The organism is Hyunsoonleella ulvae, assembly GCF_016827605.1.
Classification (GTDB): domain Bacteria; phylum Bacteroidota; class Bacteroidia; order Flavobacteriales; family Flavobacteriaceae; genus Jejuia; species Jejuia ulvae.
Genome location: NZ_JAEPJQ010000001.1, coordinates 824090 through 850133 on the forward strand (window position 1 = coordinate 824090; position 26044 = coordinate 850133).

30 protein-coding genes are annotated in these 26044 nt (G+C 32.7%); 16 read left to right on the forward strand and 14 right to left on the reverse strand.

The genetic code is table 11. The annotated features are described in order from the left end of the window. Positions 1 to 2: 2 nt before the first annotated feature. From JS605_RS03835 to JS605_RS03860, 7 genes are all read right to left on the reverse strand, one after another. A complete protein-coding gene (locus JS605_RS03835) occupies positions 3 to 410 on the reverse strand; it encodes a hypothetical protein (protein WP_203256338.1) in 408 nt (135 codons plus the stop codon). A gap of 81 nt (positions 411 to 491) precedes the next feature. Then, entirely contained in the window at positions 492 to 734 is a 243-nt protein-coding gene (locus JS605_RS17730) for a DUF6804 family protein (protein WP_394369015.1), read from the reverse strand. A 74-nt stretch (positions 735 to 808) separates the two neighbouring features. Beyond that, positions 809 to 1150 carry a YegP family protein gene (locus JS605_RS03840; RefSeq protein WP_203256339.1) on the reverse strand — a complete coding sequence of 114 codons (342 nt, stop codon included), beginning with the start codon at positions 1148 to 1150 and terminating at the stop codon, positions 809 to 811. A 344-nt stretch (positions 1151 to 1494) separates the two neighbouring features. Beyond that, the gene (locus JS605_RS03845) at positions 1495 to 2547 is read right to left on the reverse strand and encodes a type I restriction endonuclease (protein WP_203256340.1); all 1053 of its coding nucleotides are present in this window, start codon (positions 2545 to 2547) and stop codon (positions 1495 to 1497) included. A gap of 98 nt (positions 2548 to 2645) precedes the next feature. Next, entirely contained in the window at positions 2646 to 3311 is a 666-nt protein-coding gene (locus JS605_RS03850) for a response regulator transcription factor (RefSeq protein ID WP_203256341.1), read from the reverse strand. Positions 3312 to 3321: 10 nt separating this feature from the next. After that, the gene (locus tag JS605_RS03855; RefSeq protein WP_203256342.1) at positions 3322 to 5268 is read right to left on the reverse strand and encodes a tetratricopeptide repeat-containing sensor histidine kinase; all 1947 of its coding nucleotides are present in this window, start codon (positions 5266 to 5268) and stop codon (positions 3322 to 3324) included. Positions 5269 to 5344: 76 nt separating this feature from the next. Further along, on the reverse strand, positions 5345 to 5518 hold the full coding sequence (locus JS605_RS03860) for a hypothetical protein (RefSeq protein WP_203256758.1): 174 nt from the start codon (positions 5516 to 5518) through the stop codon (positions 5345 to 5347). A 352-nt stretch (positions 5519 to 5870) separates the two neighbouring features. Between JS605_RS03860 and JS605_RS03865 the strand changes: the two genes are divergently transcribed. The 6 genes from JS605_RS03865 (at position 5871) to JS605_RS03890 (ending at position 10898) form a co-directional block, all read left to right on the forward strand. Further along, complete coding sequence (locus JS605_RS03865; protein ID WP_203256343.1) at positions 5871 to 6779, forward strand: hypothetical protein; 909 nt, start codon at positions 5871 to 5873, stop codon at positions 6777 to 6779. A 125-nt stretch (positions 6780 to 6904) separates the two neighbouring features. Further along, a complete protein-coding gene (locus tag JS605_RS03870) occupies positions 6905 to 7813 on the forward strand; it encodes a 3-keto-disaccharide hydrolase (RefSeq protein ID WP_203256344.1) in 909 nt (302 codons plus the stop codon). Between the two features lie 65 nt (positions 7814 to 7878). Further along, positions 7879 to 8736, forward strand: a complete 858-nt coding sequence (locus JS605_RS03875) for a YicC/YloC family endoribonuclease (RefSeq protein ID WP_203256345.1) — start codon at positions 7879 to 7881, stop codon at positions 8734 to 8736. A gap of 36 nt (positions 8737 to 8772) precedes the next feature. Continuing rightward, positions 8773 to 9357 (forward strand): guanylate kinase, encoded by a 585-nt coding sequence (gmk, locus tag JS605_RS03880; RefSeq protein ID WP_130936402.1) that lies wholly within the window; start codon positions 8773 to 8775, stop codon positions 9355 to 9357. A 9-nt stretch (positions 9358 to 9366) separates the two neighbouring features. Next, the gene (gene nadD / locus JS605_RS03885) at positions 9367 to 9945 is read left to right on the forward strand and encodes a nicotinate (nicotinamide) nucleotide adenylyltransferase (RefSeq protein ID WP_203256346.1); all 579 of its coding nucleotides are present in this window, start codon (positions 9367 to 9369) and stop codon (positions 9943 to 9945) included. 56 nt (positions 9946 to 10001) lie between these two features. Further along, complete coding sequence (locus JS605_RS03890) at positions 10002 to 10898, forward strand: sugar phosphate isomerase/epimerase family protein (protein ID WP_203256347.1); 897 nt, start codon at positions 10002 to 10004, stop codon at positions 10896 to 10898. Between the two features lie 191 nt (positions 10899 to 11089). On the opposite strand, the gene JS605_RS03895 is transcribed toward JS605_RS03890, so the two are convergent. Further along, a complete protein-coding gene (locus JS605_RS03895) occupies positions 11090 to 12028 on the reverse strand; it encodes a nicotinic acid mononucleotide adenyltransferase (RefSeq protein WP_203256348.1) in 939 nt (312 codons plus the stop codon). 128 nt (positions 12029 to 12156) lie between these two features. On the opposite strand from JS605_RS03895, the gene JS605_RS03900 reads away from it, so the two are divergent. Further along, a complete protein-coding gene (locus JS605_RS03900; protein WP_203256349.1) occupies positions 12157 to 13158 on the forward strand; it encodes an NAD(P)H-dependent glycerol-3-phosphate dehydrogenase in 1002 nt (333 codons plus the stop codon). Positions 13159 to 13322: 164 nt separating this feature from the next. Here the strand turns inward: JS605_RS03900 and JS605_RS03905 are convergent, their stop codons facing one another. Then, the gene (locus tag JS605_RS03905; RefSeq protein WP_203256350.1) at positions 13323 to 13718 is read right to left on the reverse strand and encodes a hypothetical protein; all 396 of its coding nucleotides are present in this window, start codon (positions 13716 to 13718) and stop codon (positions 13323 to 13325) included. Between the two features lie 76 nt (positions 13719 to 13794). Here JS605_RS03905 and JS605_RS03910 point away from each other — a divergent pair, with 76 nt between their 5' ends. The 7 genes from JS605_RS03910 to JS605_RS03940 all read left to right on the forward strand — a co-directional run bounded on the left by JS605_RS03910 (position 13795) and on the right by JS605_RS03940 (position 18972). Continuing rightward, positions 13795 to 14523, forward strand: coding sequence for a hypothetical protein (locus tag JS605_RS03910; protein WP_239000243.1), 729 nt, complete (start codon positions 13795 to 13797; stop codon positions 14521 to 14523). Next, the gene (locus JS605_RS03915) at positions 14516 to 14959 is read left to right on the forward strand and encodes a pyridoxamine 5'-phosphate oxidase family protein (RefSeq protein WP_203256351.1); all 444 of its coding nucleotides are present in this window, start codon (positions 14516 to 14518) and stop codon (positions 14957 to 14959) included. Before JS605_RS03910 ends, JS605_RS03915 begins: the two co-directional genes overlap by 8 nt. 95 nt (positions 14960 to 15054) lie before the next feature. Then, a complete protein-coding gene (locus JS605_RS03920) occupies positions 15055 to 15387 on the forward strand; it encodes a helix-turn-helix domain-containing protein (RefSeq protein ID WP_239000244.1) in 333 nt (110 codons plus the stop codon). Continuing rightward, positions 15384 to 16382, forward strand: a complete 999-nt coding sequence (locus JS605_RS03925; protein ID WP_203256352.1) for a DNA cytosine methyltransferase — start codon at positions 15384 to 15386, stop codon at positions 16380 to 16382. The genes JS605_RS03920 and JS605_RS03925 overlap by 4 nt, the downstream gene beginning before the upstream one ends. After that, the gene (locus JS605_RS03930; RefSeq protein WP_203256353.1) at positions 16375 to 17436 is read left to right on the forward strand and encodes a DNA adenine methylase; all 1062 of its coding nucleotides are present in this window, start codon (positions 16375 to 16377) and stop codon (positions 17434 to 17436) included. The genes JS605_RS03925 and JS605_RS03930 overlap by 8 nt, the downstream gene beginning before the upstream one ends. Next, on the forward strand, positions 17381 to 17875 hold the full coding sequence (locus JS605_RS03935; protein ID WP_203256354.1) for a hypothetical protein: 495 nt from the start codon (positions 17381 to 17383) through the stop codon (positions 17873 to 17875). The genes JS605_RS03930 and JS605_RS03935 overlap by 56 nt, the downstream gene beginning before the upstream one ends. Then, positions 17875 to 18972, forward strand: coding sequence for an HNH endonuclease (locus JS605_RS03940; RefSeq protein WP_203256355.1), 1098 nt, complete (start codon positions 17875 to 17877; stop codon positions 18970 to 18972). The genes JS605_RS03935 and JS605_RS03940 overlap by 1 nt, the downstream gene beginning before the upstream one ends. Positions 18973 to 18994: 22 nt before the next feature. On the opposite strand, the gene pheS is transcribed toward JS605_RS03940, so the two are convergent. Further along, positions 18995 to 20014, reverse strand: coding sequence for a phenylalanine--tRNA ligase subunit alpha (gene pheS / locus JS605_RS03945; RefSeq protein WP_203256356.1), 1020 nt, complete (start codon positions 20012 to 20014; stop codon positions 18995 to 18997). Between the two features lie 287 nt (positions 20015 to 20301). Between pheS and JS605_RS03950 the strand changes: the two genes are divergently transcribed. Both JS605_RS03950 and JS605_RS03955 read left to right on the forward strand, forming a co-directional pair. Beyond that, on the forward strand, positions 20302 to 21588 hold the full coding sequence (locus tag JS605_RS03950) for a DUF7151 family protein (RefSeq protein WP_203256357.1): 1287 nt from the start codon (positions 20302 to 20304) through the stop codon (positions 21586 to 21588). 100 nt (positions 21589 to 21688) lie between these two features. After that, positions 21689 to 22996 (forward strand): DUF7151 family protein, encoded by a 1308-nt coding sequence (locus JS605_RS03955; RefSeq protein ID WP_203256358.1) that lies wholly within the window; start codon positions 21689 to 21691, stop codon positions 22994 to 22996. Positions 22997 to 23116: 120 nt separating this feature from the next. Here JS605_RS03955 and JS605_RS03960 read toward each other — a convergent pair whose 3' ends face one another. From JS605_RS03960 to JS605_RS03975, 4 genes are all read right to left on the reverse strand, one after another. Continuing rightward, a complete protein-coding gene (locus tag JS605_RS03960; protein WP_203256359.1) occupies positions 23117 to 24055 on the reverse strand; it encodes a 2-hydroxyacid dehydrogenase in 939 nt (312 codons plus the stop codon). Next, complete coding sequence (locus JS605_RS03965) at positions 24056 to 24421, reverse strand: cupin domain-containing protein (protein ID WP_203256360.1); 366 nt, start codon at positions 24419 to 24421, stop codon at positions 24056 to 24058. It lies immediately after the preceding gene. A 264-nt stretch (positions 24422 to 24685) separates the two neighbouring features. Then, positions 24686 to 25201: a gamma carbonic anhydrase family protein gene (locus JS605_RS03970; RefSeq protein WP_203256361.1), complete on the reverse strand. Its 516-nt coding sequence runs from the start codon at positions 25199 to 25201 to the stop codon at positions 24686 to 24688. Between the two features lie 51 nt (positions 25202 to 25252). Next, positions 25253 to 25987, reverse strand: a complete 735-nt coding sequence (locus tag JS605_RS03975) for a LytR/AlgR family response regulator transcription factor (protein WP_203256362.1) — start codon at positions 25985 to 25987, stop codon at positions 25253 to 25255. Positions 25988 to 26044: the final 57 nt, after the last annotated feature.

Genomic DNA, 26044 nt, shown 5'->3' on the forward strand with positions numbered 1-26044 from the left:
AATTATTTTTTTAGTTCAATTAAGATATCTTGTTTGCTTTTATTTGCCTTAACTGCATTTATAAGATGGTTTGCCAATGGTTTTATATTTTCATCCATAAATCCAAAGAGTTTTATATATTTCTCCAAAGCCACTTGTTCATCTTCAGTTACAATACCGTCTGCCCATATCATAATAGCAAAATCGCATAGAAACATGAGTTTATCATCAATATCTTCAGGGATAAGATTATTGTTATCATTAGGGTGTAATAAGATCTCATCTAAATGTGTTTTGGAAACACCACGCTCTTCTGCAAATTCGTATAACATTTTAATTTCTAAAGCACTAAACTCCCCATCAGAAAGAGCGATTTGATATAATCTTAAAAAATGACTTTTTAGAACGGCTGATATTTTTGTTTTTTCCATAATATGTTTATTTAAAGGATGCGATCACGTCGATATTTTTTCTGTTCTTTTTTTTGTTCTTGAATTATGCTCTTTTCTTTTTTAGGGGGGGTTGGTAATAATTTCTATGAGAAATAGCACGCCAGTTATTATGTCCAGAGGTATCCACAATATCTTTTTGTAGAGGTAAATCGGAAAAATAGGATTAAATAAAACAGTAACAATCAAGAACAAGAACACCCAATGGGTCGCTGTGATATTTTTAATAATAACCAAAACAGCACCAATAGAAATAACCGTACGTAGTAACCAGTAATATTCTCTTGGCGCTTTTAGCACTGCCACAAAAGCAGTATCGCACAGAGAACTGACACGATTTGTACTGTATTATGGAAGGTTTTAGTGTACATTTAATACCCTTAATCCGTTGTTAAATCTTGAATTTCCGCAATAGGCGCATTAGTCTTTACAGATACAATTCCATGGTCTCTAGCTTGCGTAGAATTATACATTTCACTTTTACCTATGGTTTCTCCATTTTTGGCTTTTAGAATAAAAAAGTATTTACCATTAATTGCAACCTTTTTTTCATAATTGCTATCTTCTGGCGCATGTACTTTTACCGAGTTAACACCTGATTTACAACCTTGTTTTGAGGTGTACATTTGACTCGTTAGTATAGGCTCTCCGTTCCCGGCTTTAAGATTAAAATAAAACTTGTCGTTAGTGCTGTTTTTAATTTCGAATTTTGGTTGCCCCATTATTATGTATTTAAATTATTAATACTCCAAATCTAAGCCCGTTAGAATACAAATCCTTACAGATATCTGTAAAGCAAAAAAGAATGATGTACATCATTCTTTTTATCCCTTATGCTAAATTAATACCCTAATCTTCCCAACCACATAAGGTTCTTTTCAATGCTTTAGCTTTAGACAACTTTACTTCATAAATCTTAGTAGAACAATTAGATAATCCACGACAGTATTTGTTGTAATGATAACGTTTACTCCCTTTACCTTTACAGATATATACATTGGATTTACTAAAAGAAGTAAACAGTAAAAAGAAGGCTACTAAATGAAAAATATAAAAGATTTTTATTTTATTCAGATTCATAATAATCCACAGTTTGTAGCAATTGTTTTTCAAATTCATAGATTTCGTCAATGGATTGAATAAGGTGTTTTGTTTCTCCTCTATCTTTTTCAAAAACACCAATATACTTGTTACTACTATTTAAGTGAATTCGACATAAAGGTTTTCGATTATTGTCATCTAGTAAAATTCCAAAATAAGATTGTGTGTCTCTATAGGCAATTCGAGATATAGGAAGTTTTCTTCGTAAAATAGCAACCACAATTCTAAAACTTTCTAATTCTTCTTCTGTAGTGATAATTTTACTTATTTCTTCTACCTCAATGATATCTTCTTGTTGCTTTTGGGTTTCTTTATTTAATGCGGCATTTAAACGGTCATTAACTTTTTCGCTAATAGTTTGATTGAAAGCTTTTGTTACTAACTCTGTAAATTCATCTAAAATCCGTTTGGTCACAATACCCGTGTGTACTTCTTTTGCAAAAAGTTTAATAAAACTTTGAGACGGAGCTTGTAATTGTTCTGAAATCAGCTTTTTTATTTCCTTAGTATATTTTAGTGAGCTAGCATTATCAACTATTTTATCAATATCAAAATTAGATTTATGAAACTTAGCAATTTCATGTATTGCATTATCTTTTAGAGCAGTAATATTGAACTCTAAAAAAGGCTTTTCATCCATTTTGTTACTGGCATCCAAATCGGTATAAAATCTATATTCTATTCCATTTGTTAATAAGGCAAAACGCGTTTTTGTAGCATGAAAATATCGAAACAACTGAGAGTTATGGGTGTCTAAGTCTTCTTTCCAGTTTTTACATTCTATTATGATGATAGGTTGTTCATTCTGAAAAATTGCATAGTCTACTTTTTCTCCTCTTTTAAGACCAATATCCGCTGTATATTCTGGGATAACTTCAGTAGGGTTAAAGGTATCATATCCCAATATATTTATAAAAGGCAGTACAAAAGCATGTTTTGTAGATTCTTCGGTGTCTATTTTATCTTTAAGCTTGGTTATTTTATCAGCTAAGGATTTAAGTTGGTTTTGGATTTCCATGCAGTTTTAAATTAACAATACCCCAAAACTAAGTTCATAAAACAACAACCCCTTACAGATATCTGTAAGAGGTTAAAATTATTTAAATAAGGCTATCATTATATTAACCCATCTCTAGTAAGTATAGCAATAAGCTGCGTGGTGTTTTTGGCTCCAAAATCATCAAACAGTTTACTTACTTTTTTATCGATGGTGCTTTCGCTATTTGGTGAGATATTATTTTGTTTAAATTTTTTTGCAATGTCTTTTTTGCTTAAGCCATTTGCCAATTCTGTTAAAATTGAGATATCGAATTCATCTAGTTCAATCACATTTTGACTTGAAGTCATATTTATTCGAGGAGATAAGTAAATATTATTCTGGTATACCTCAAGTATAGCAACCGTTAATTCATTTAAACTATGCCGTCCTTTACATACATAACCATCAATATATTGTTCTTTAAAAAGCAATTTTACTTTTGATGGGCTTTCTTCCATAGAATTTACTATAATTTTTATGGATGGTTGTATCGCTCTTACTGCCTTTATAAGGTCTACACCAGAGGTAAGTTTACGATCTGTATGATTTTCTTTAAACAAAAGGTCTGTAATCAATAATTCAAAAGGCGCTCCTTTAGAAAGAGCTACTTTAATTCTATTAAAGGCTTTATCGCAGTAGAGTTCTTCTTGTAATTCAGGGATTTTAAGTTTATTTGATAGTGCACTAACAATGCCAGCATTTGTATCTTGAAAATCTTCAGCAATCAAAACTTTTTTAAACATAATAAAACTTTTAGTTGGGGGTTTTAATTTCAACTTTAAACCCTTTTCCTCTATCAGTTTCAAATATAATGGTTCCTCCAATGGCTTGAATACGCTTTTCTGTATTCCGAAGTCCATTTTTACCATACATAGCTGTTTTTGATGCACCTACACCATTATCCGAATAATTAATTTGTAAGCCATCGGGTAAGGCCTTAAACATAATTTTCACAACTGTTGCTTTACTATGTTTTACCATGTTTATCATTAGTTCTCGTAAAACTTTATACAAAACAGTTTTACATAAATCATTTACGACAGACCAGTCTATAGACTTACTTCCTGTAGTGTATAATTTAACCTGTGTTGAAGTATAGAGGCTAAGCATGTCAAAGAGTTCGCTTTTATAGTTAGCTCCTGTTTCAACTTCATTTATTTCTCTTGAAAAATCACGACTTTGATTGTAAAGATCATCAAGTGTATTGAGCAATTTAGATTTATCTGAATCGTTTTGAACCAAAAGCATAGAGTGATTTATTTTAGCTCCAAAGTCATCATGTAGCTTTCTAGACAATTCAGCTTCCGTGCTATAAATAGTTTCTAGCTTTTCTAGTTCATTTTGTTGTTTTAAAACTTCTGCTCGCCTTTTAAAAAAATAAATTGCAAATGCTATCATGAGACAGGCAAAGACAAAAGCTGTTAAATAAATTATTTTAGAATGGCGCTCTTTGGTATACGCCAAATCTTTTTCTGCTTTTTCCTTTTGCAAGCGTAAAATAGACTCTTGTTTTTGCTTATCGTCATATTTATACTTAGCGAACTGCGTTTTTACTTTTAGTTGTTGAGCATAAAGACTGTCTTGCAAAAAGACATAGCGATCACGCAACCCTACATTTTTCGGAAAGAGTTTCATTAAGAATTTAATAGCATCTTTTTCGGCTCTTGGCATTTTTAAATCTTTAGACAAACGAATCACAGAATCGAAATATACTGAAGCTTTCATTCTATTGCTTTTAGAGTAAAATTCCCCTAAATGGGTATAACTGGCTATTTGTCCACGTTTGTCGTTATTCTTAATTCTTAGGCCTAATGCTTTAAGTAGAGGTTTTTCAGTTTTACTTTGCCCAGAAAGCCATTTAGCATACGCTAAATTGTCTATTATTCTAGGGTATTCTTTTTTGTTGTCTACTATTAGCGAATCTTTGCTAATTTCATCTAGAATTACAATTGCAGTTTTGTATTGTTTATTATCTATGTAGGTAACAGCTAGATTGTTTTTATAGGTTAGCTTGTCTTTAGTTGATGATGTAATTTCTATGGCTTTATTGTAAAATTTAATAGCATCTTTATAGTTAAGCAGTTTTCTATGATTTGTGGCTAATACACTATAAGATGAAGCTAAGTATTTTAAATCTTTTTTTGATTGTAAATATTCTAATGCTTCTGTTATAGTTTCTTTACTTCCAAAAAAATCATTTTGATTTTTTTGAATTAACCCCATACCTATAAGGTTTTGAGCAATCCAACTACTGTCTCTAACCTGTTGAAATTGGTTTTTAGAAAGATTGTAATTAACAAATGCACTATCAGGATTATGTCCAATTTGACTGAAATAAAAGGCCTTTAAATAGTATTGACGACCTAAATTATATTTGTCTTCATTTAGATTGGCATTGATGATAAAATTGCTAAAGAATAATAAACTGTCATATTCCTGTAAGGTATAGTGAAAAAAGGTTTTTTGGTATATTATTTCAGGAAATAAAGTGTCGTTATAATTATTTTTAACTAATCTAAAAGCTTTATTTATTATTTGACGTTTTTTATCAAAAGAGAGGTTTTCTTGTATCGATTTATAGTAGTAAAAGGAGGTGCTATCTTTTGCTGTATCTATATCTATTTTAAAAAATTCATTTTTTCTCTCAGATGTACACGACAAGAATAAAATAATAAAAGAAAAGAATAATAACTTGTTCAAAATAGACTTTTATTTAAATGTATTAAAAAAAAAGAGCTATACCCAATAGTATAGCTCAAATTCTATGTATTTATTGTTAATCTTCTTGAGGTCCAGGTGGGGGTGGGGGAGCTACAACTTCTCCATCATCCCCTTCTGTAGCTTGAATATTATCATAAAGATCATCTGTTCCAGAAATTGATTCTGGCGAGCAAGAAAAGAAAGACATACTTAAAAAGATTGCCATTAAGGCTATGGTTATTGTTTTCATGATTTTAAAATTTTAGTATTAAACAAAGGGGTGGCTGTCCGGGATTTTCCCAGATGTGTTTTTTGTTAATCAACCACCCGTGAGTGTTTGTGGAGTACTCCGCTGTTTTTGAGAAGTGAAATTGTAATGCAGCAGCCCTTAACTACTTCTCAATGCGTTAATTACTAACTGCATTACAGATTTCTGTAAGAACTAGTTTTGTACATTTGTTATGTTAGCAATGCATAACAAGAACTAGTCGATAAGACAAAATTACTTGAGGTTAAAATCAGTTGCTATAGATGATTCCAGATATTCCAATAATTCCTAAGAATTCTATGGAAATTCCAATATTTCTAACCAAATGATTGAAATGAAAACATCTGAAACTTATAAAAAGGATATATTAAAAAAGTATCATACAGATAAAGGAGGGGAAATGAGTGGTTATTTAGCTGAACCTACTCGAAAAAAAATTAGACTAGCATGTCTTTGGTTGTTAAGTAGAAGAAAAGAAAAAAACGATGAATATATTTTAAATCAGTTTTTTCAATTTAAAGAAGAAGATAAAGAATCACATATAAAAAAATTAAAAGGACATAAAGCAGATAAATTTGTTCCTGTCATACAATATCTAAAAGGAATTACTCGTGACACTAGTTCTGAAAATTTAGAGTTGATAAGTTGGTTGATTGATTTTAAGCCCAGACCATTGCAGACATATCTAAAATCTGAAAATTCAATCCCTGTAGAAAAATCTAATACTGAGAATGAGGAAGAAAGTGTTGATACAACAAATAAAGAAAAAGGACAGAGTACAGGAAAAAAGAAACGTAGATGGGTAATAACATTTTCAATTAGCATAGCTTTTGCAGCCACTCTCATAGTGGCAAAAAGCAGAATGTTTGATAAACCTATTGAACTAGACAAACCAATTGAGCAATCAGAAAATAAATGTATGGCTTGGGCAAAAAATAAATATGAAGAAGTCCCTTGTAACCTAACGTTACATGAAAAATATGGCACAAAAATTGAGCGTTATGATGCTAAGTTGGTTGCAAACTTTAAGAAGATTGAAGTAACTATGAAGACCGATTTCTTCGCAGAGGAAACAAATCAACCTTTAATATGGTATACTAAAAATAAAGATGGTAAGATAGAATATTTTACTAGCCCAGGACTTCATCCCATAACAGGTAAAACATTGGATGAAATAACACCATATATCATCCAAAAATACGTGCCTATGCATTCGGGCAATACAAATTCTTTTACTCATTGATATAAAACCTATTAGATAGTTCAATAATCTTCTCTATCACACAACCGTAATACTTTTCCAAAAAAGTTGTTACGGTTTTTTATTTGTACTTTTCTCAATCAATAGAAACATCAACCTCCAAACTAATGAAAACCAAAATCATTATTCTATATGTAACGTGTATCCTTTTTTCTTGTAAATCAGAGAAAAGACCATCTAAGCAAGATGTAAATTCTGAAACATGGATATCCCTTTTTAACGGAAAGGATTTATCAGGTTGGACGATAAAATTTGCAGGAGAAGACTTAAACACCAACTATAACGAGACGTTTAAGGTTAAAGATAGCATGCTCAGAATCACTTACGATAACTATGAAACATTCAACAATAAATTCGCCCACCTATATTACAATACACCATTTTCATATTACAAACTAAAATTCGATTACAGATTTGTTGGAGAGCAGATAGATGGTGGTGCGCACTGGAATGTTCGTAATAGTGGGGTTATGCTGCACTCACAATCTGCTACAAGCAATGCATACAACCAATACTTCCCCGTATCAGTAGAACTACAACTTTTAGGAGGTTTAGAAGACAACAATAAGCGCACCACGGGTAACGTATGTACACCAGGTACGGTAGTTGTAATGGGAGATACCATTAATTACAGGCATTGTATTAGGTCTAACTCTAAAACTTATTTTGGAGACCAGTGGATTCATGCAGAAGCTATTGTTTTAGGAGGAGAATCCATGGCTTTTATAATAGAAAAAGATACCGTATTAAATTTTAAATTACCACAAATAGGCTCAACAAAACCTAGTAAAGATTATGAAGGTGAGAACTGGGAGGCTTGGAACATAAATCAAGAAACATGGGAAAATAGAGCAGGACAAATTTTAACCGAAGGTTACATTGCATTGCAAGCAGAAAGTCACCCCATAGATTTTAAAAATATAGAGCTACTAGATTTGTGTGGTTGTATGGATAAAAATGCAAAAAACTACAAATCGTATTACGTTAAAAATAAACCCGAATCTTGCGAATACTAAAAGGGTGCCTATACATTTCTGTTATTAAGTTTTAATTACCTTTGTATAACTAAAAGCATACGTTTATGATTTATTCTATGACAGGTTATGGAAAATCTGTTTTACAGCTACCAACAAAAAAAATTACCATAGAGCTAAAATCTCTCAATAGTAAAAATTTAGATTTAAATGCTCGTATGCCGTCCATATACAGAGAAAAAGAGCTAAGCATTAGAAAATTATTGGCTGACAAACTAGTAAGAGGTAAAATAGATTTTTCAATCTATGTTGAAGCCACTGCAGAAGATACATCTACCCAAATAAATACTCCCGTTGTTAAACAGTACATGTCCCAATTAAAAGCCATAGTAGATGCAGAAGATGCAACCCTTTTAGAAATGGCTGTACGTTTTCCTGATGCTTTAAATACTGTTCGAGAAGAAATAGACGAAAACGAATGGAACGCTATTCAAGGTGGGATAAATGATGCTGTAGAAGCATTAGTAAGCCATAGATTGAATGAAGGAAAAGTGCTTGAAAGCGATTTTAACAATCGTGTTGGAAATATTGGCATCATCCTTAAAAAAGTAATTGAAATGGATCCTGAACGTGTTGAAGGCGTAAGGGAACGACTTAAAAAAGGAGTGGAAGAACTCAAGGAAAAATACGATGAAAATCGTTTTGAGCAAGAACTGGTATATTATATTGAAAAGTTTGATATAACTGAAGAAAAAGTACGTTTAAAAAACCATCTTAATTACTTTACCGAGAGTATAAACTCCAAAGATTCTAACGGAAAAAAACTAGGGTTTATCAGTCAGGAGATGGGACGGGAAATAAATACCATAGGTTCCAAAAGCAATTATGCGCCAATGCAGCAATTGGTGGTACAGATGAAAGATGAACTAGAAAAAATTAAGGAACAGTTATTGAATGTACTCTAATTCGGTTGGCAGTCTCAGTATACAGCAAGATTATTTATGATTAAGGATAAAAAACAAGGTAAACTTATTGTGTTTTCAGCACCTTCAGGTTCTGGGAAAACCACTATTGTGAGACATTTATTAGGTATTGAAGATTTAAATTTAGAATTTTCTATATCTGCCACTTCAAGAGATAAACGTGGTACAGAAGAGGATGGGAAAGACTATTACTTTCTTTCAGCAAAAGCCTTCAAAACCAAAATTAAAAATGATGCGTTTTTAGAGTGGGAAGAAGTGTACCGAGATAATTTTTATGGCACATTAAAAACCGAAGTAGAGCGTATTTGGGACAAAGGAAAAAATGTAATTTTTGATATTGATGTTTCGGGAGGTTTACGCATTAAAAGAAAATTTCCAGAAGAAACACTAGCTGTTTTTGTAAAACCCCCAAGTATCGACGAATTAAAAATAAGGCTTAAAAAACGAAAGACCGAAAGTGAAGATAAAATTAATATGCGGGTAGCTAAAGCTTCCGCTGAATTAGCCACGGCACCACTGTTTGACACCATTATTGTTAATGACAATCTAGAAAACGCCTTGGAGGAAGCCGAAGAAAAGGTTAGAAAATTCATTAATTCTTAAGCACACCTAATGAAAGTTGGTTTATATTTTGGCTCTTTCAACCCAATTCATATTGGGCACTTGGTAATAGCAAATCATATTGCAGAATACAGTGATTTAGACCAAGTTTGGTTTGTAGTTACACCACATAATCCTTTTAAAAAGAAAAGCTCCCTTTTAGACAATTACCAACGGTTAGAAATGGTGTACCTCGCCACCAAAAACTATACAAAACTAAAACCAAGCGATATAGAGTTTAATTTACCTCAACCTAATTATACCGTAAATACATTGGCATATTTACAAGAAAAACATCCTAACAATACATTTGCATTAATTATGGGAGAGGATAATTTAAAAAGTTTTCATAAGTGGAAAAATTATGATGTTATTTTAGAAAATCATCATATTTATGTATACCCAAGAATCTCAGAAAACACTGTAGAAACCCAATTCCATAACCACTCCAAAATTCACTTTGTAGACGCCCCTATTATGCAATTATCTTCTACATTTATTAGAACATCAATTAAAGAGGGTAAAAATGTAAAACCCATGCTACCACATAAGGTTTGGGAGTATTTAGATGAAATGAATTTTTATAGGTAGACTAAACATATTAGATGTTTTTTTTAACAGCCTACTTGTTATAAATGTACAGAATTATGAAAACAAGACGACATTTTTTAAAGACTGCTGCTTTAGCACCCCTTGTACTAAGTGCTAATAAACTCCTAGCATTCCCTAAAGAAAAACCAACTACGCCAACAAATAGATTACAGTACAGTATCAACGCATACTCTTTTAACACAGAGCTCCGCAGTGGGGAAATGTCTTTTTTTGATATGATGGAATTCTGTGCCGAAATTGGTATGGATGCTATAGATTTAACGGGTTACTATTTTTCCTCCTATCCAGAAAAACCATCCAATAAAGAGTTATTTGCTTTAAAAAGAAAAGCCCTTGATTTAGGTTTAGACATTGCTTGGACAGGCGTAAGAAATAATTTTGTTACTCCAAATGTAGCGGCTCGAAATTCCGATAAAGCTCTCATTAAAGATTGGCTAGAAGTATCATCTAAACTAGGAGCCACTATTATGCGGGTATTTACAGGAAAAAATAAAAGTAAAGATTTTACAAAAAACGATATAAAAGAATGGTTAGTTAGTGATTACAAAACATGTGCTAAATACGGAGAAGAGCATGGGGTTATAGTAGGATTACAAAATCATGATGAGTTTTTATTTATAAGTGATGAAATTATTGATGTACTAAATCGTGTAAACTCTGATTGGTTTGGTTTGGTATTAGACTGTGGCAGTTTGCCATCAGACAATCCTTATGAGGAAATGAAAAAGTTAGCGCCTTACGCCAACTATTGGTTTGTAAAAGAACACGTAAAAACCAAAGATAGCACTAAAGTTCCTGCAGATTTAAAACGTATAGCACAAATTATAAAAGCCAGTAACTACAAGGGTTATGTGTCTTTTGAAAGCCTTAAAGAAGGAGATACAAAAGCAATACTTAAAGATATGTTTAGCACCTTTACATCGGCACTTTAATAAAGTTATTAATATAGGTCTAAAAAATTGAAACCGCCTAAAGCAAGTTGCTTTAAACGGTTTCGAAACTAAATAACCAACCAAAAATTTTAGTGAGACTCAAATTTGCATGGTTTGAAAAACCAATTGCAAATTTGTTTAGTTGAACTAATCCCTCCCCAAGGCGGGATCTCACTTCATATGTTTTTATATTATACCCTTGAACTTTCTCTAGGGTTTTCTATTCTTTCTTTTTTAAACTTACGTTTCTTCTCCTTATTGGCAGACTTATCTTTTGTACTACCAGACTTCAAGTACTGGATATAACCTCTACCTTGAAACTCATATATTGTTTCAGAAGAAGGATGGAACAACTCTATGGTTCCGTCATCTATAACGGTCAATTCAAAGAATTCATTGTCAAAGAAATCATAATCTAATGTTAAAGTTTTCAAATTCAAATTATTCGCAACATCTCCTATCCCATAAACTCCTGTATAGTCCCAAATTAAATTAATTGGGTTAAATCCTAAATCATCTTGAGAGCTTCTAAATGTAGAATCGTTGCCTCCAGCTAAAAACTGTAAATAATTCTCGTTATCAAATTCGTTTAGCACACCCATTTCACTTGTATATGTTTTTTCCCAGGCTTCGTACTCCTGCAAGAAATAGTGAATATTGTCATAGAACACAAAATCATAATCAAAATTTCTACGTTGATACCCTTCTAGAAAATACGATGTATCAGTATTAGGATTGTATAACTCTATAGTATTCCCATCAACAACAAAAACGTCAAACGTTACAAATCCGTCAAGATCATGATTTACATCCAAAATCATATTATAAGCATTATATGTTGCTACATCTATACCATAACCATTGCCGGTACTGCCAATACCAACTAAATTATTATTGGCATGAAGCACTCCATTAATAAAAGAAACGGTAAACGCTTTTTGTAAAAAAGGCACCTCTCCAAAACCTATAGTTTGATTAATATCTACATACCAAAGTTCATGTGAATTTAACACTTGGTTTACATTTATTACGGGCTCATCCACAAAGTCATCAACTAGTACTTCAGTATAACACGAAGTAAAAAGTGTGGACACCAACACAAAGCTTAAAAGTAATTTTGTCGTCTTCATAATCATTCGTTTTTAGATTTCTAATACTATAGTTTCAAACAGCGTGCCAAAAATATATTGAGCATATTCAATCCTTAGATTTTCTTTATTTTATGTACTTTTGAAGGGTAAACAATTTTTATGTTTAGATGGGGGAATCTTTAAAATATGCAGTTTTTGGTGCAGGAAGTTGGGCTACAGCAATTGTTAAGATGCTTAGTGAAAACTTAGATGAAATTGGATGGTATATGCGAAGCGTGTATACCAAAGAGCATTTATTAAGGGAACAGCATAACCCTAACTACTTAAGTTCTGTAGAATTCCATTTAGAGCAACTAAAGTTAAGTAACGACATTAACGAAATGGCAAATTGGGCCGATGTACTTATTTTTGTAATCCCCTCTGCATTTATTCATTCCGAACTTGAAAAATTAACGGTTGATATTTCAGATAAAACCATTGTATCAGCAGTAAAAGGTATTGTTCCAGAATCTGGACTATTAGTTGGCGAGCATTTTAACGAGAAATACAATGTGCCTTTTGAAAGTATTGCCGTAATTGCTGGCCCCTGTCATGCCGAAGAGGTGGCCCTAGAGCGTTTATCGTACCTAACCATATCCTGTTGGGATGCCAAAAAAGCCCAACATATAGCAGATAGTTTATCTAGCGATTATATTAAAACAAAAATTAGCGACGATGTTATTGGGATTGAATACGCAGTTATGCTTAAAAATATTTATGCTATTGCCGCTGGAATTGCCCATGGTTTGGGATACGGCGACAACTTTCAAAGCATACTGATGAGTAATTCCATAAGAGAAATGAAACGCTTCATTAAAAAAATGCACAAAATGAAGCGTAACATTAATAACTCTGCCTATCTGGGCGATTTATTGGTTACAGGCTACTCTACATTCTCCAGAAATCGCATGTTTGGTAATATGATTGGTAAAGGCTACACCGTAAAATCTGCACAAATGGAAATGAATATGGTTGCTGAAGGGTATTATGCTACAAAAAGCGCACATTTACTAAATGAAACCAATAAAAATAAAACGCGACTTCCAATAATTCGTGCGGTTTATGATATTCTGTATGAGAATAAAAGCCCAAAAAAGATATTTAAAAAATTAACTGAAAAATTAGATTAGTAAAAGCTTCCTCTAAATCATCCATAGAAGGGGAATACGCAACACAAATAAAAGTTTTGGCTCCTCGTATGAGAATAAACCACTATGGATTTGAAATCCATAGTTTTAAACAAAAGTAACTGCAATAGAATTGGAGGGTTTTAACCTTCAACTTGAACACAAAACTACTTTACCAAAACACCCTTTACTTTCATTAACGGTATAGGTTGCAATGCATTTACATTAATAGTATTCTTTCTAAAAACATAGGTTTTATCAAACATAGAATTACCTTCAAAAAAAGAGACCTTGAAACTATTATGCAATGCAAATAGTGCCTCTTGCATTAATTCAATCTTGGCATAACTCTTAGCAGGAAGTTTATCAATCCGTTTTCTAAAAACTGCTGTCTTCTTTGTCTCAGAGTACCCTTCAGAAACAATAATAACCATCTCTAAATCAGTATCCTTTTCATTTATAATATAAGCATTCCAATCTTGCGATTTATGCACCTTATTATACTCGCTTACCACGGCAATATAAACACCTGTAACTTTTGGGATTTCTATATCTTTTTTCACTCATGTTAAATTCAGTCTCAAAAGTAATCTATTTCATAAAGATTATGTAATTTTCACAAAACTTAGATAGCACGTTATGCAAAACACATCCATTTTATCCATAGTTATATTTGTTATATGTTTAAACTTTAGCACCGCTAAAAGTATAGCGCAATCTTCTGACGAAAAAGCTATTGCAATTGCCAATAAAGTTGTAGAGGCCATTGGTGGTTGGGAAAATTACAACAACACACGTTTTATAAAATGGGATTTTGCGAAACGTGTACTTTATTGGAATAAATGGACAGGGGATGTTAGAATAGAAAGCCCAAAAGATACTTTAGTGATTTTAGTAAACGTAAACACCCTAGACGGAAAAGCGTTTGAAAACGGAAAGCAAGTTACCGATAAAGCCAAACTAAAGCAACTACTAACAAAAGGTAAAAAATGGTGGATTAACGACTCGTATTGGTTAGTAATGCCATGGAAATTACAAGACCCTGGTGTTAACTTAAAACATATAGCTACTGAGACGTTAGAAGGTGGAACCACAACCGATGTTTTACAATTAACATTTAACGATGTAGGTGTTACTCCAGAAAACAAGTATTACGTGTATGTAGATCAAACCGATCACTTAATAAAACAGTGGGCGTTTTTTACAAAGTTTGATGATACTACACCTAGATTCACTATGCCTTGGGATAATTATCAAAAAACGGGAAATATCTTGTTGTCTTTTAATCGCAGTAAATTCGGCCCAAAAAATGTGGAGGTAAAACAAGAGTTTAATGAAACGTTGTTTACCGATTTAGTTTATGAATAAAGACATTAAAAAGTATATAGACTCCAGTGTGTTATGTTGGCTTGCTACAGTTTCAAAAGACAACATCCCAAATGTATCCCCAAAAGAGGTATTTACCTATCATGAGGATACTATTATAATTGCAAACATAGCTTCTCCACAATCAGCAAAAAACATCAAACACAACAACAATATTTGCTTGAGTTTTATTGATATTTTGGTACAAAAAGGTTACCAAATAAAAGGAAATGCAGAGATTATCCATAAAACATATCCCGAATTTAAAACCTTAGCACAACCACTATTAAAAATAACAGAGGGTAAATTTCCATTTTCGTCAATTTTTAAGATTTCTGTAAAAAGTGTTAAACCTATTATTGCTCCAAAATATGTGTTATATCCTGAAACTACCGAGGCAGCACAAATTAAAAGTGCTAAAAAAACATACGGATTTTAAGTAACAATTTATCTAGAGGTTTCAATGCCAAGTTAGTATCTAAAAAACTAATAACTTGATATAAAAATCGCAATTTATGTTTACATTTGATAAAAATGGGTCAAATGACAAGTTTCGGGCATTACATAAAAACTGAAAGAGAAAAACGGGAATGGACACAAACTGAGCTAGGCACTAAAATTGGAATTAACACCAGTGCCATATGCAGAATTGAAAATGGGAGTCAAAAATTTAGTACCTCTAAACTTAAAAAACTCGCCGATCTTTTTCAAGCCGATCTACAGGTTGTAACAGACTTATTTTTTGCTGATAAATTCGTTAAAGAAGCCATAAAATATAAATGTTCTGATTCTGTTTTTTCAGTAGCAGAAGATACTGCAAACTATTACAGGAATGTGAACGTAATACAAGGGAAATTAGAATTATGAGCAGATCTTTAAAGTATATCGACCTCTTTTCTGGTGCTGGAGGTTTTTCTCTTGGGTTTGATAACAAAGGCTTTCAAAATGTATTTTCAGTAGATATCGAACCTAGTTTTTGTGAAACATACAAGCATAATTTTCCTAACCATACTTTAATACAAAAAGATATATGTGATGTCACAAATTCTGAACTTGAATATTTAAAAGAGTTCAATAAAATAGATGTTGTTATTGGTGGGCCTCCTTGCCAAGGTTTTAGCATTGCAGGAAACATTGGCCGACAGTTTATTGATGACCCCAGAAACAGATTATTCAAAGAATTTGTTAGGGTTGTGAAAGTTATTAAACCTGCATTTTTTGTTATGGAAAATGTTGCTAGACTCTACAACCATAACAAAGGAAATACCAGAAAAGAAATTATAGCTGACTTTGAAAACCTTGGCTATAATGTTGCTTGTAAAATTCTCAATTCGGCAGATTACGGTGTTCCTCAAGTTAGAAAACGAGTTATCTTTATTGGCTCTAAAACTACAAATACACTTGTTTTCCCTGAAAAAGAGGTAACGCAGTATTTAACAGTAAAAGACGCTTTACATGCCTATCCAAAATTAAAGTCTGGTCAAGAATCAAACATCCCAAACCACACAGCAATGTCTCATACAGAGCAAATGCTTCATAAAATGAGTTTTGTTTCAGATGGAGGGGATAGAAGTGAAATACCTGTCCCAATTAGACCAAAATCTGGAGATGTTAGAAAATATATAAAATACGCCAGCGATAAGCCATCTGTAACTGTAACAGGAGATATGAGAAAAATATTCCATTACGAACAAAACAGGGCATTAACCGTTCGGGAATTAGCTAAACTACAGTCTTTCCCTGATGATTTTATTTTTAAAGGCACCAAAATATCCCAACAACAACAGGTAGGAAATTCTGTGCCGCCAAAAATGGCTGAAGCTATTGCAAGTGTAATTATTAAAATGAGTGAAAATGTTTAAATATCCCAAAGTAAATTACATAGGCAATAAAGAAAAAATTGCCAAGTGGATATGTGACCAATTTCCAACTGATGCCACAACACTTTTTGATGCGTTTTCTGGCGGTTGTTCTTTAAGCTACGAAGCAAAATGCAGAGGGCTGGAAGTTTACACAAACGATATTTTAAAAATCAATTATCATATTGCAAATGCTTTAATTAAAAACAACAATGTTTTACTAGACGCTTCTGATGTAGAAACTATTTTTAGCGGAGAGCCATTTCAAGGCTTTATGTTTAAAAATTACTCAGAAGTCTATTACTTCCCTAACGAATGTAAAGCACTCGATTTGTATAGGCAAAATATCGACTTGCTAGCGTCTGATGAGAAAAAATCATTGGCATTCGCCTTAATGAGAAGAGCCATGATTCGTAAAATGCCATACTCTAGGTTTACATTACATTGGGATAAAATTGTTCAATTAAGGGATGAGGAGTACAGTTATAAAAAATACAAAAGAAGAAGAGCGTATCATAACCAATCGTTTAAACATCACTTTCTCCAGAATTTAGATGAATACAATCAAGCAATATTCAACAATAACAAAAACAATATTGCCTATAATGATGATATATTTAACCTACTGGAAAAGGTAAAGGCAGATATTATTTATTTAGACCCTCCATACACGGGCACAATGAATAATTACTTTGGTTTTTATGGTTTAGTAGATAATTTTATAACATCAGAAATAACAACACCATTTAAAAATAATTTTATCAATAAACATGCTGTAATCGCTCTTTTTGACAAACTGTTTTCTAAACTTAACAATTTTAAATATTGGTATTTAAGCTATAATAATTCTTCGTATCCAAGTAAAAATGAACTTATCGAATTACTAAAAAAATACTCGGATACTATAGAGGTAATTGAGCGCAAACACAATTACCAAATTACGGGTAAAAACAAAAAAGAAAAGAATAAAGAGTTTTTATTCATCGTGAAAAATAAAGCATATGGTAGTAGTCCAAGTAACAGAAAAAGACAAGTTATTTGCGAAACAACAAATTGAAGCTTTTAAAAAAATTAAAGCTGGTAGTTGGCGCTATTCTAATGTAGAAGCTTGGCGCGGTATTGTTTGTGAAATGTTAGCAAGTAAGTGGTTGGAAGAAAATTTTACCATTGAAAAATCGGCGAAAGGGCTCGATGATTCTGGTATTGTTGATGATTGTGATATGATTATTAACTCTAAAAAAGTTGAAATAAAATCTGCTACAAAAAATTATTTTCGCTATTTGATGCCTAAAATTCATGATGTAAGAGACAAACCTAAAGACCTATACATAGGCGTTAAATACAATGAAACTGTAGAACCAAACCAGATACAGATTCTTGGATATATAAAGCGTTCTGAAATTTTAAACTATCCCATAAAACAAAACAAGGGCGCCCCTTATTATGAAGTGCCTTTGTTTAAATTAAGGTCAATTAATAAAAACACGTTTGACTAATGGGTAAACAAAATTATGAGGAGTATTGGAAACTAACGTTGGAATACACAGATTTTAATGATGATAAATTTCGAACAACATTAGCAATGGTTGTAGAAAAAATCGATGAACTAAATCTAAATGGACCTTACTCTTATCATTCTTCAGACAATAAAGCGATTCAACAAACTATAATAAAAAAACTACCTAAGGGAGCCAAAGATCCCTTAATCTCAACCAGAAAAGCAATTAATCAATGTATTAAACTAGGTTTTGTCAATCCAAGATACCAATCCTACCATCCGAATACGAAAGATTATTTAAATGCAAAATCTAATAAAAGAAGAAAAACGCTCTTATCGAAAATCATCTATTCAAACTCTAAATTTAATAGTTCTGTAACGAAAGCACATAATTGGAGTCAGATAAATTTTTTGATTTCTACATTAGAAGAAGTTGGCTTCTTATCATCTGAAGATATTATAGCAATGATGACAGTAGATATTAGCGACCTTGATAAAAATTATCTAACTAGATTAGAAATAGATGAGATATTAAAGGACCTAGATCCTGATTTTATTGAACGTAAATATAATCAGGTTGGTTACCTAAAAAATATTTTAAGAAAGCTAGATGAAGTGGTTTTTGTAAAAAACAATGGCAAATATGAACTTTATTTTACCGAAGATGCCAAAAGAATTTTTGGAGAAGATTTAGAACAAGAATCGAAAAAAAGAAATCCATATTTACACCTACTGTATAAAAATCAACTTTTTGAAGAATCTGAAGAAAAATATAACAACAAAAGGTTGTGTTTTGCAGAAAAACTAGAGTATCCTGTTTTAATTGCAAGCCACATAAAACCATTTGCAGATTCAAATGAGCATGAGGCTTATGACCCCAACAACGGATTATTGTTAAGCAGAACAATAGACTCTCTATTTGACTTAAAATATATTTCCTTTACAGATGAAGGAACTATGCTTTTCTCTAATAGAATACCAGAAGATGTAAAAGCGTTTTGGCAAGATTATAAACTTGATAAAACTATTTTAAATGAAGAAAGAAAAGCGTATTTGACTTACCACAGAAATTCAATGGCAGCACTAGACGCATAGGATTAACTATATATGTAAAAGTTTATAAAGCACTCTTAAACTGCTCTAAAAACCTTACATCATTTTCACTCAATAAGCGAATATCACTAATTTGATGTAATAACAATGCAATACGATCTATACCCATACCAAACGCAAAACCAGAGTATACTTTAGAATCTATACCACAATTTTCCAATACATTGGGGTCCACCATACCACAACCCATAATTTCCAGCCAACCTGTACCTTTGGTCATTTTATAATCGGTTTCTGTTTCTAAACCCCAATATACATCCACCTCTGCACTTGGTTCGGTAAATGGAAAGTATGAAGGTCGCAAGCGTATTTTACTTTTCCCAAACATCTCGGTAGTAAAGTGTTGTAAGGTCTGTTTTAAATCAGCAAAACTTACATCCTTATCAATATACAACCCTTCTACTTGATGGAAAAAACAGTGTGAACGTGCTGAAATAGCTTCGTTTCTATACACCCGTCCAGGAGAAATAGTTCTAATGGGCGGTTTGTTATTTTCCATATAACGTACTTGTACAGAGCTAGTGTGCGTACGCAATAAAATATCTGGATTGGTTTGAATAAAAAACGTATCCTGCATATCACGTGCCGGATGGTGTTCTGGTAAGTTTAAAGCTGTAAAGTTATGCCAGTCGTCCTCAATTTCAGGACCTTCACTTACATTAAACCCTATACGCGAAAAAATATCTATGATTTGATTTTTCACTATGGAAATTGGATGACGTGCACCAATCTCTATAGGCTGCCCAGGACGCGACAGGTCTCCATAAACACCTTTTACCTCTTCACTACTCTCTAGCTCTGCTTTTAAGACATTTACCTTTTCTTCGGCTGTTTTTTTAAGTTTATTAATAGTTTGGCCAAACTCCTTTTTTTGGTCGTTAGCCACGTTCTTAAATTCGGCAAAATATTGATTTAATAATCCTTTTTTACCTAGATATTTTATACGGAATGCTTCTACCTCTTCTTTAGTTTGCGCTTTAAACGCTTCGGCTTCAGCAATGAGTTCTTGAATCTTGTCTATCATAATAGCGTCAAAATGAGGGCAAATTTAATCAATTTAATTGGGATTAGTTTAGAGATTACTATGGTTTAAGTCAGTAAATCTTCACTTTGGTTTTTAAAGAAAAAAAAAGCTTTTCAACGAAATTTACTAAATTTCTTGAGTTACCCATACAAAAACCCCTACTTTTAGGTTCAGTAAAAGTGATTACTTTTTTGTTGTTTTCATATTACTTTGATAATTAGACAATCTCAAAAAGTAATTATTTAAATGAGAAATCAGTTTATATTAATTCAAACTTAGTCAGCAGCATGAATCTATCTAAAATCAAAAACTTATTTTTAGGATTAACAATCATTTTTTTTATTGGATGTGAAGGAGATCAAGGAGAAACTGGAGCCGAGGGACCAGCTGGTTTAAGTAGCCTAGTAAATATTACAAATATTTCTCCTGGGGAAAATTGTGAAAATGGTGGAACACAGGTTGATGTTGGTATTGATAATAATGCCAATGGAATATTAGACCAGAATGAGATACTTAACACAAATTATATATGTAATGGTGTAGACGGAAACACAAGCCTAACATCTGTAGTAACCGAACCAGCTGGTGATAACTGTGAAAATGGTGGCGTTAAAATAGATTCTGGTGTAGATGTGAATAGTAATGGCACTTTAGATGCAGACGAAATCACTACGACAGCATACGTATGTAACGGTTTAGATGGTAATGATGGTTTAATTAAAACCACCAATGAAGCAGCAGGAATTAATTGTGAAAACGGTGGTTTAAAGATTGATTCTGGAATAGACACCAATGGAAATGGCGCCCTTGATGATGATGAAGTTACTGCAACAGCTTATGTGTGTAATGGTGTTGATGGAAACAATAGCCTTACTAAAATTACGGATGAAGCAGCAGGAATTAACTGTGCAAATGGTGGACTTAAAATTGACACAGGAGTTGATACGAATGGGAATGGTAATCTTGATGATTCTGAAATAAGAGCGACAGCCTATGCCTGTAATGGTGTAGATGGCAATGTTAGTTTAGTAAATGTTACTGATGAACTTGCAGGAGAAAATTGTGAAAACGGTGGGGTTAAAATAGAATCTGGAGTTGATGATAATGGTAATGACACCTTGGATGAGGAAGAAGTTAGTGTTGAAAGGTTTATCTGCAATGGTATAGATGGCGGCTTTGATGAGCAAATACGACTTTCGCTTTTAGGTGGAGATTCAGGTAGATTTACTGATGGACCGCCAATCTTAACACCAGCATTCATCGATTTTGATAAACGTAATTATGTTGACGTGGATTCCATAGTATTTGTGCCAAGAATCAAAGCTGAAAGATCGAATAACGCAGTCATTGCTGAATTGTATGATCTTACCAATGATAGAGTTATTGATAATACTTTAATTTCTACAACTAGCACTGAAATAATTCAAATCAAATCCTCTAATATTTTCGATGATTTACCAGAAGAAAAAATTGATTTAGCTGTTCAATTATCATCGGAAAATATCGTTTGTGAATTTTGTACCACTGGTATTGTTACAAACCCAACTTATTTAATATTATATAGAAGCAATTAAATTTGGAGTAGTTTTTAATTTTTATTCTAAAATAAATCAATATTAAAACGCAACTATCAAAAATAAAAACCATAACTATTAATTTATATAGACTAAGAACATGAATCTATCAAACACAAAAAATATACTTTTAGGATTAATACTCATATTTTTCATGGGTTGTGAAGGAGATCAAGGTGAAACGGGAGCTACTGGTGCTGCTGGTATAGATGGTGCAAATGGTTTAAACAGTTTGGTTAATATAACTAATGAGGCTCCAGGTAGTAATTGTGAAAATGGAGGAATAAAGGTTGATGTTGGTATAGATAATAACTCTAATGGCACATTAGACAGTAATGAAATCCTAAGTACTAGTTATATATGTAATGGTGTTGACGGTAATACTAGCCTAACATCCGTAATAACCGAACCAGCAGGTAGTAATTGTGAAAATGGTGGGGTTAAAATAGACTCTGGGATGGATGTGAATGCTAATGGCACATTAGACACCGACGAAATCACTACAACAGCATATGTATGTAACGGCGTAGATGGTAATAATGGTTTAATTAAAACCACAAACGAAGCAGCGGGAATTAATTGTGAAAACGGTGGTTTAAAAATTGACTCTGGGATAGACGCAAATACCAATGGTGTACTTGATGATAATGAAATAACCGCTACGGCTTATGTGTGTAATGGTGTAGATGGCAATAATAGCCTTACTAAAATTACTGATGAAGCTGCAGGGGCTAACTGCGAAAATGGCGGACTTAAAATTGACACAGGAGTTGACACTAATGGCAATGGTACACTTGATGATGAGGAGGTAAGAGCGACAGCTTATGCTTGTAATGGTGTAGATGGAAATATAAGTTTGGTAAACGTTACCGATGAGGCTGCCGGAGAAAATTGTGAAAACGGTGGAGTTAAGATAGACTCTGGAGTTGATGATAATGGTAATGGTACACTTGATGATGACGAAATAACTGTTACTAGATTTATATGTAACGGTATTGATGGTGGATTTGATGAACAAATAAGGTTGATACTTTTTAGTGGAATTTCTGGTCTTTGCACCTCTGAATTCTCTACTATGGGAGGAGAATTAATTGATTTTGATAAACGCAATTGGATTGGTGTTGACTCTATAGTTTTTATACCAAAGATACGTTCACACAACACCAGTAATACAGCCTTCGCTGATTTATATGATCTTACTAATGACAGGGTTATTGACAACAGTACAGTTTCAACTACAAGTGATACGTATATACATATTGAATCTCCTAACATTTTTGATGATTTACCAGAAGAAGAAATAAATTTATCTATTCAACTTAGAACAGAAAATTTAATTCCAAATAATTGTAATGTGTATTTGACGGGATCATCTTATTTAATGTTATATAGACAAAGTCAACAATAGCTTTAGGTGCTTTAACTAGCGACTAATAAACAAGCTGATTTGCTATTGTAATGTTATGTGATAATATGAGATTATATTGTTAGAAAATTCAGAGTAATATAATTTAGATGAACTATCCTATTAGGCATGAAATTTAACTTTTATCTTATCAACTATGGTTTGCGCTAATTTTTGTTTGCTTTCTATAGTCCATCCCGCTACATGGGGAGATAACAGTACATTTTCGGCTTCTATTAAAAATTGAAATGCCTCTGGGATTGTTTTGGCAAATAAACTTTCAAACGATTTTTTTTCATACTCCAAAACATCAAGTCCTGCTCCTAAAATTTTTCTAGATTTTAATGCAGACACTAAATCGGCTGTAACAACGCTTTTACCTCGAGCTGTATTTAATAACCAAAACGGTTTTTTAAATTGATTGATAAATTGGGTATTTACCATGTTTAGCGTTAATGGTGTTTGCGGCGTATGTAAACTTACCACATCAGCTTTTTCTTGAAATTCTTGAAGTGATACCTGGGTAGCGTTTTCGTCTCCAACATTGGGCTTAATATCATAGCATAATACCTCAACATCAAATCCTCTAAGTTTTTTAGCAAAGGCTTTGCCCATATTACCATAACCTATTAACCCAACGGTTAAACCATCTAGCTCAATACCACGGTTATCTTCGCGTAACCATTTACCTTGTCGTACTTCTCTATCTGCTTTATTAAGTTTATTAAAGAGCGATAATAGCATCCCTAATGTGTGCTCGCCTACAGCATTTCGGTTACCTTCTGGAGCAGAAATTAAGTAGACTCCTTTTGCCTCCGCATAATCGCAGTCTATATTTTCTAATCCTGCCCCTACGCGACCTATAAACTTTAAGTTTTTAGCAGCATCTAAAAATTGCTTATCTATGGTAAATCTACTTCGGAGCACAATACCTTCATAATTGGCAATTTTTGCTTCAACCTCTTCTTTAGATGATGTATAGTCCTCATGATTTATATAACCTAAATCGTTAAGTTGGTGGATTAACAATTCGTGATTTGTATCTAGGTGTAATATTTTCATTTATATTTTAGGGTATTCCGTCTGTGTTATTTCATGCTGTTCATTTCCTGTATGTGCTGTACTTAGTTTTTCGAACAATAATACATGAACTTCTTCATCATGTTTTGTACATGGGTTATGCTCTACGCCTTTGGGTACAACTATAATTTCGCCTTCATTAACCACCTCTGTTCTATCTCTAAATTGCATATATAATGTGCCTTTTATAACTTGAAATAGTTCGTCCTCATCATCATGACTATGCCATACAAATTCGCCTTTTAATTTTGCTAATATAACCTGCATATTGTCTACCGTTGCAATTTGATGCGGATGCCAGTTTTTACTGAACTTAGATAGCTTTTCCTTGATATTTATAGATTTCATGCTGTAAACTTACAAAGTTTTATGACTTGTATTGATGTTTTGATATGAAGTATAGCGATTTTTGACTAAAACATACAGAACCGCGTTAGGGATTGCAGCGGCATCCTTTTATGCAAAGCTTAAGAATTACTTATGTTACTTAAAAAACCAAATAGGCTTAACTGATGAGATCCCGAAACTAGTTCGGAACTGCTTCGCAGAAAAGATATAGCGGAAAGCCTGTCTGCCAACAGGCAGACCCGACCCCTTGTGGGTAAGCCCAAATTAACCGTTAAACCAACTGGAGTATTTTATGTAGGCCTCTGCAATGCGATTAATTTCGCCAGATATCAATTCTTCGCTTATATCTTTTATTTTTTTTGCAGGGACTCCTGCATAAATTGAACCTGACTTTACTATTGTATCTTTAGTAATCACAGCACCTGCTGCAATAATACAGTTAGACTCTACAACACATCCATCCATGATAATACTGCCCATGCCAACCAAAACATTATCGTGAATGGTACAGCCATGCACCAAGGCATTATGCCCTATTGAAACATTATTGCCAATTGTTGTTGGTGCTGTTTTATAGGTACCATGGATAACTGCGCCATCTTGTACATTTACTTTATTTCCCATTTTTATGAAGTTAACATCGCCACGAACTACTGCGCTAAACCAAACACTACATTGGTTTCCCATGGTTACATCTCCAACTATGGTTGCATTTTCGGCAACAAAACAATCGTCTGGTATTATAGGAGATTTTCCTCTTACTTCTTGAATTACTGGCATTGGTACATTTAATATTTTCTATTAACTATTTGCTTTACTCTAAATGGTGTATTATTTAAAAAACGATAGTAAATCAGCCTTTTTGGATGCAGAAACCATAATTTCTTTTCCGTTACTTAATATCACACTCCCACCTTTTCCTTTTTGGTATTTTACCACTTCGTTTACATTTACTAAATAGGATTTATGTACACGGGAAAAACCAGAATCCTTTAATGCATCTTCAAAATATTTTAAGGTTTTACTCACTATTTTTCTCTTGTCATTATTGAGGTAAATTTCGGTGTAATTATCATCTGCTTTACAGTACAAAATATCTGCAGTGTTTAACACTTCAAAACCAGATTGTTGTGGGATAGTTATTTTACCATTTACACTCTGAGTTTTTGGCACTAAAACTTCATCTTGTAGTGCATTTTCTTTTGTTTTTATATCAGTAACATAATCTACCGCTTTTATTAACTCATCTATAGAAATTGGTTTCATTAGGTAATATGAAGCGTGTGCATTTAACGCATCAATGGCATAATGATCATAAGCTGTTACAAAAATAGTCTCAAAGTTAACATCGCCTATTTTCTCCAATAAATCGAAAGCATTACCATAAGGCATTTCAACATCTAGAAACACCAAATCTAAATCGTTATTTCTTATAAGGATTAGAGCTTCATCAATATTAGCTGCCTCTCCTAATATTTCAACATTAGGGCAGTATTTCTGTAAATAATTTTTTAGAATTTGCCTGCTGGTTTCTTCGTCTTCTACTATGATTGATGTTAGTTTCATACGCCTAATTATTATTTATTTTTTAATTAAACTCTTAACTTCTATGGGTTTGGGATC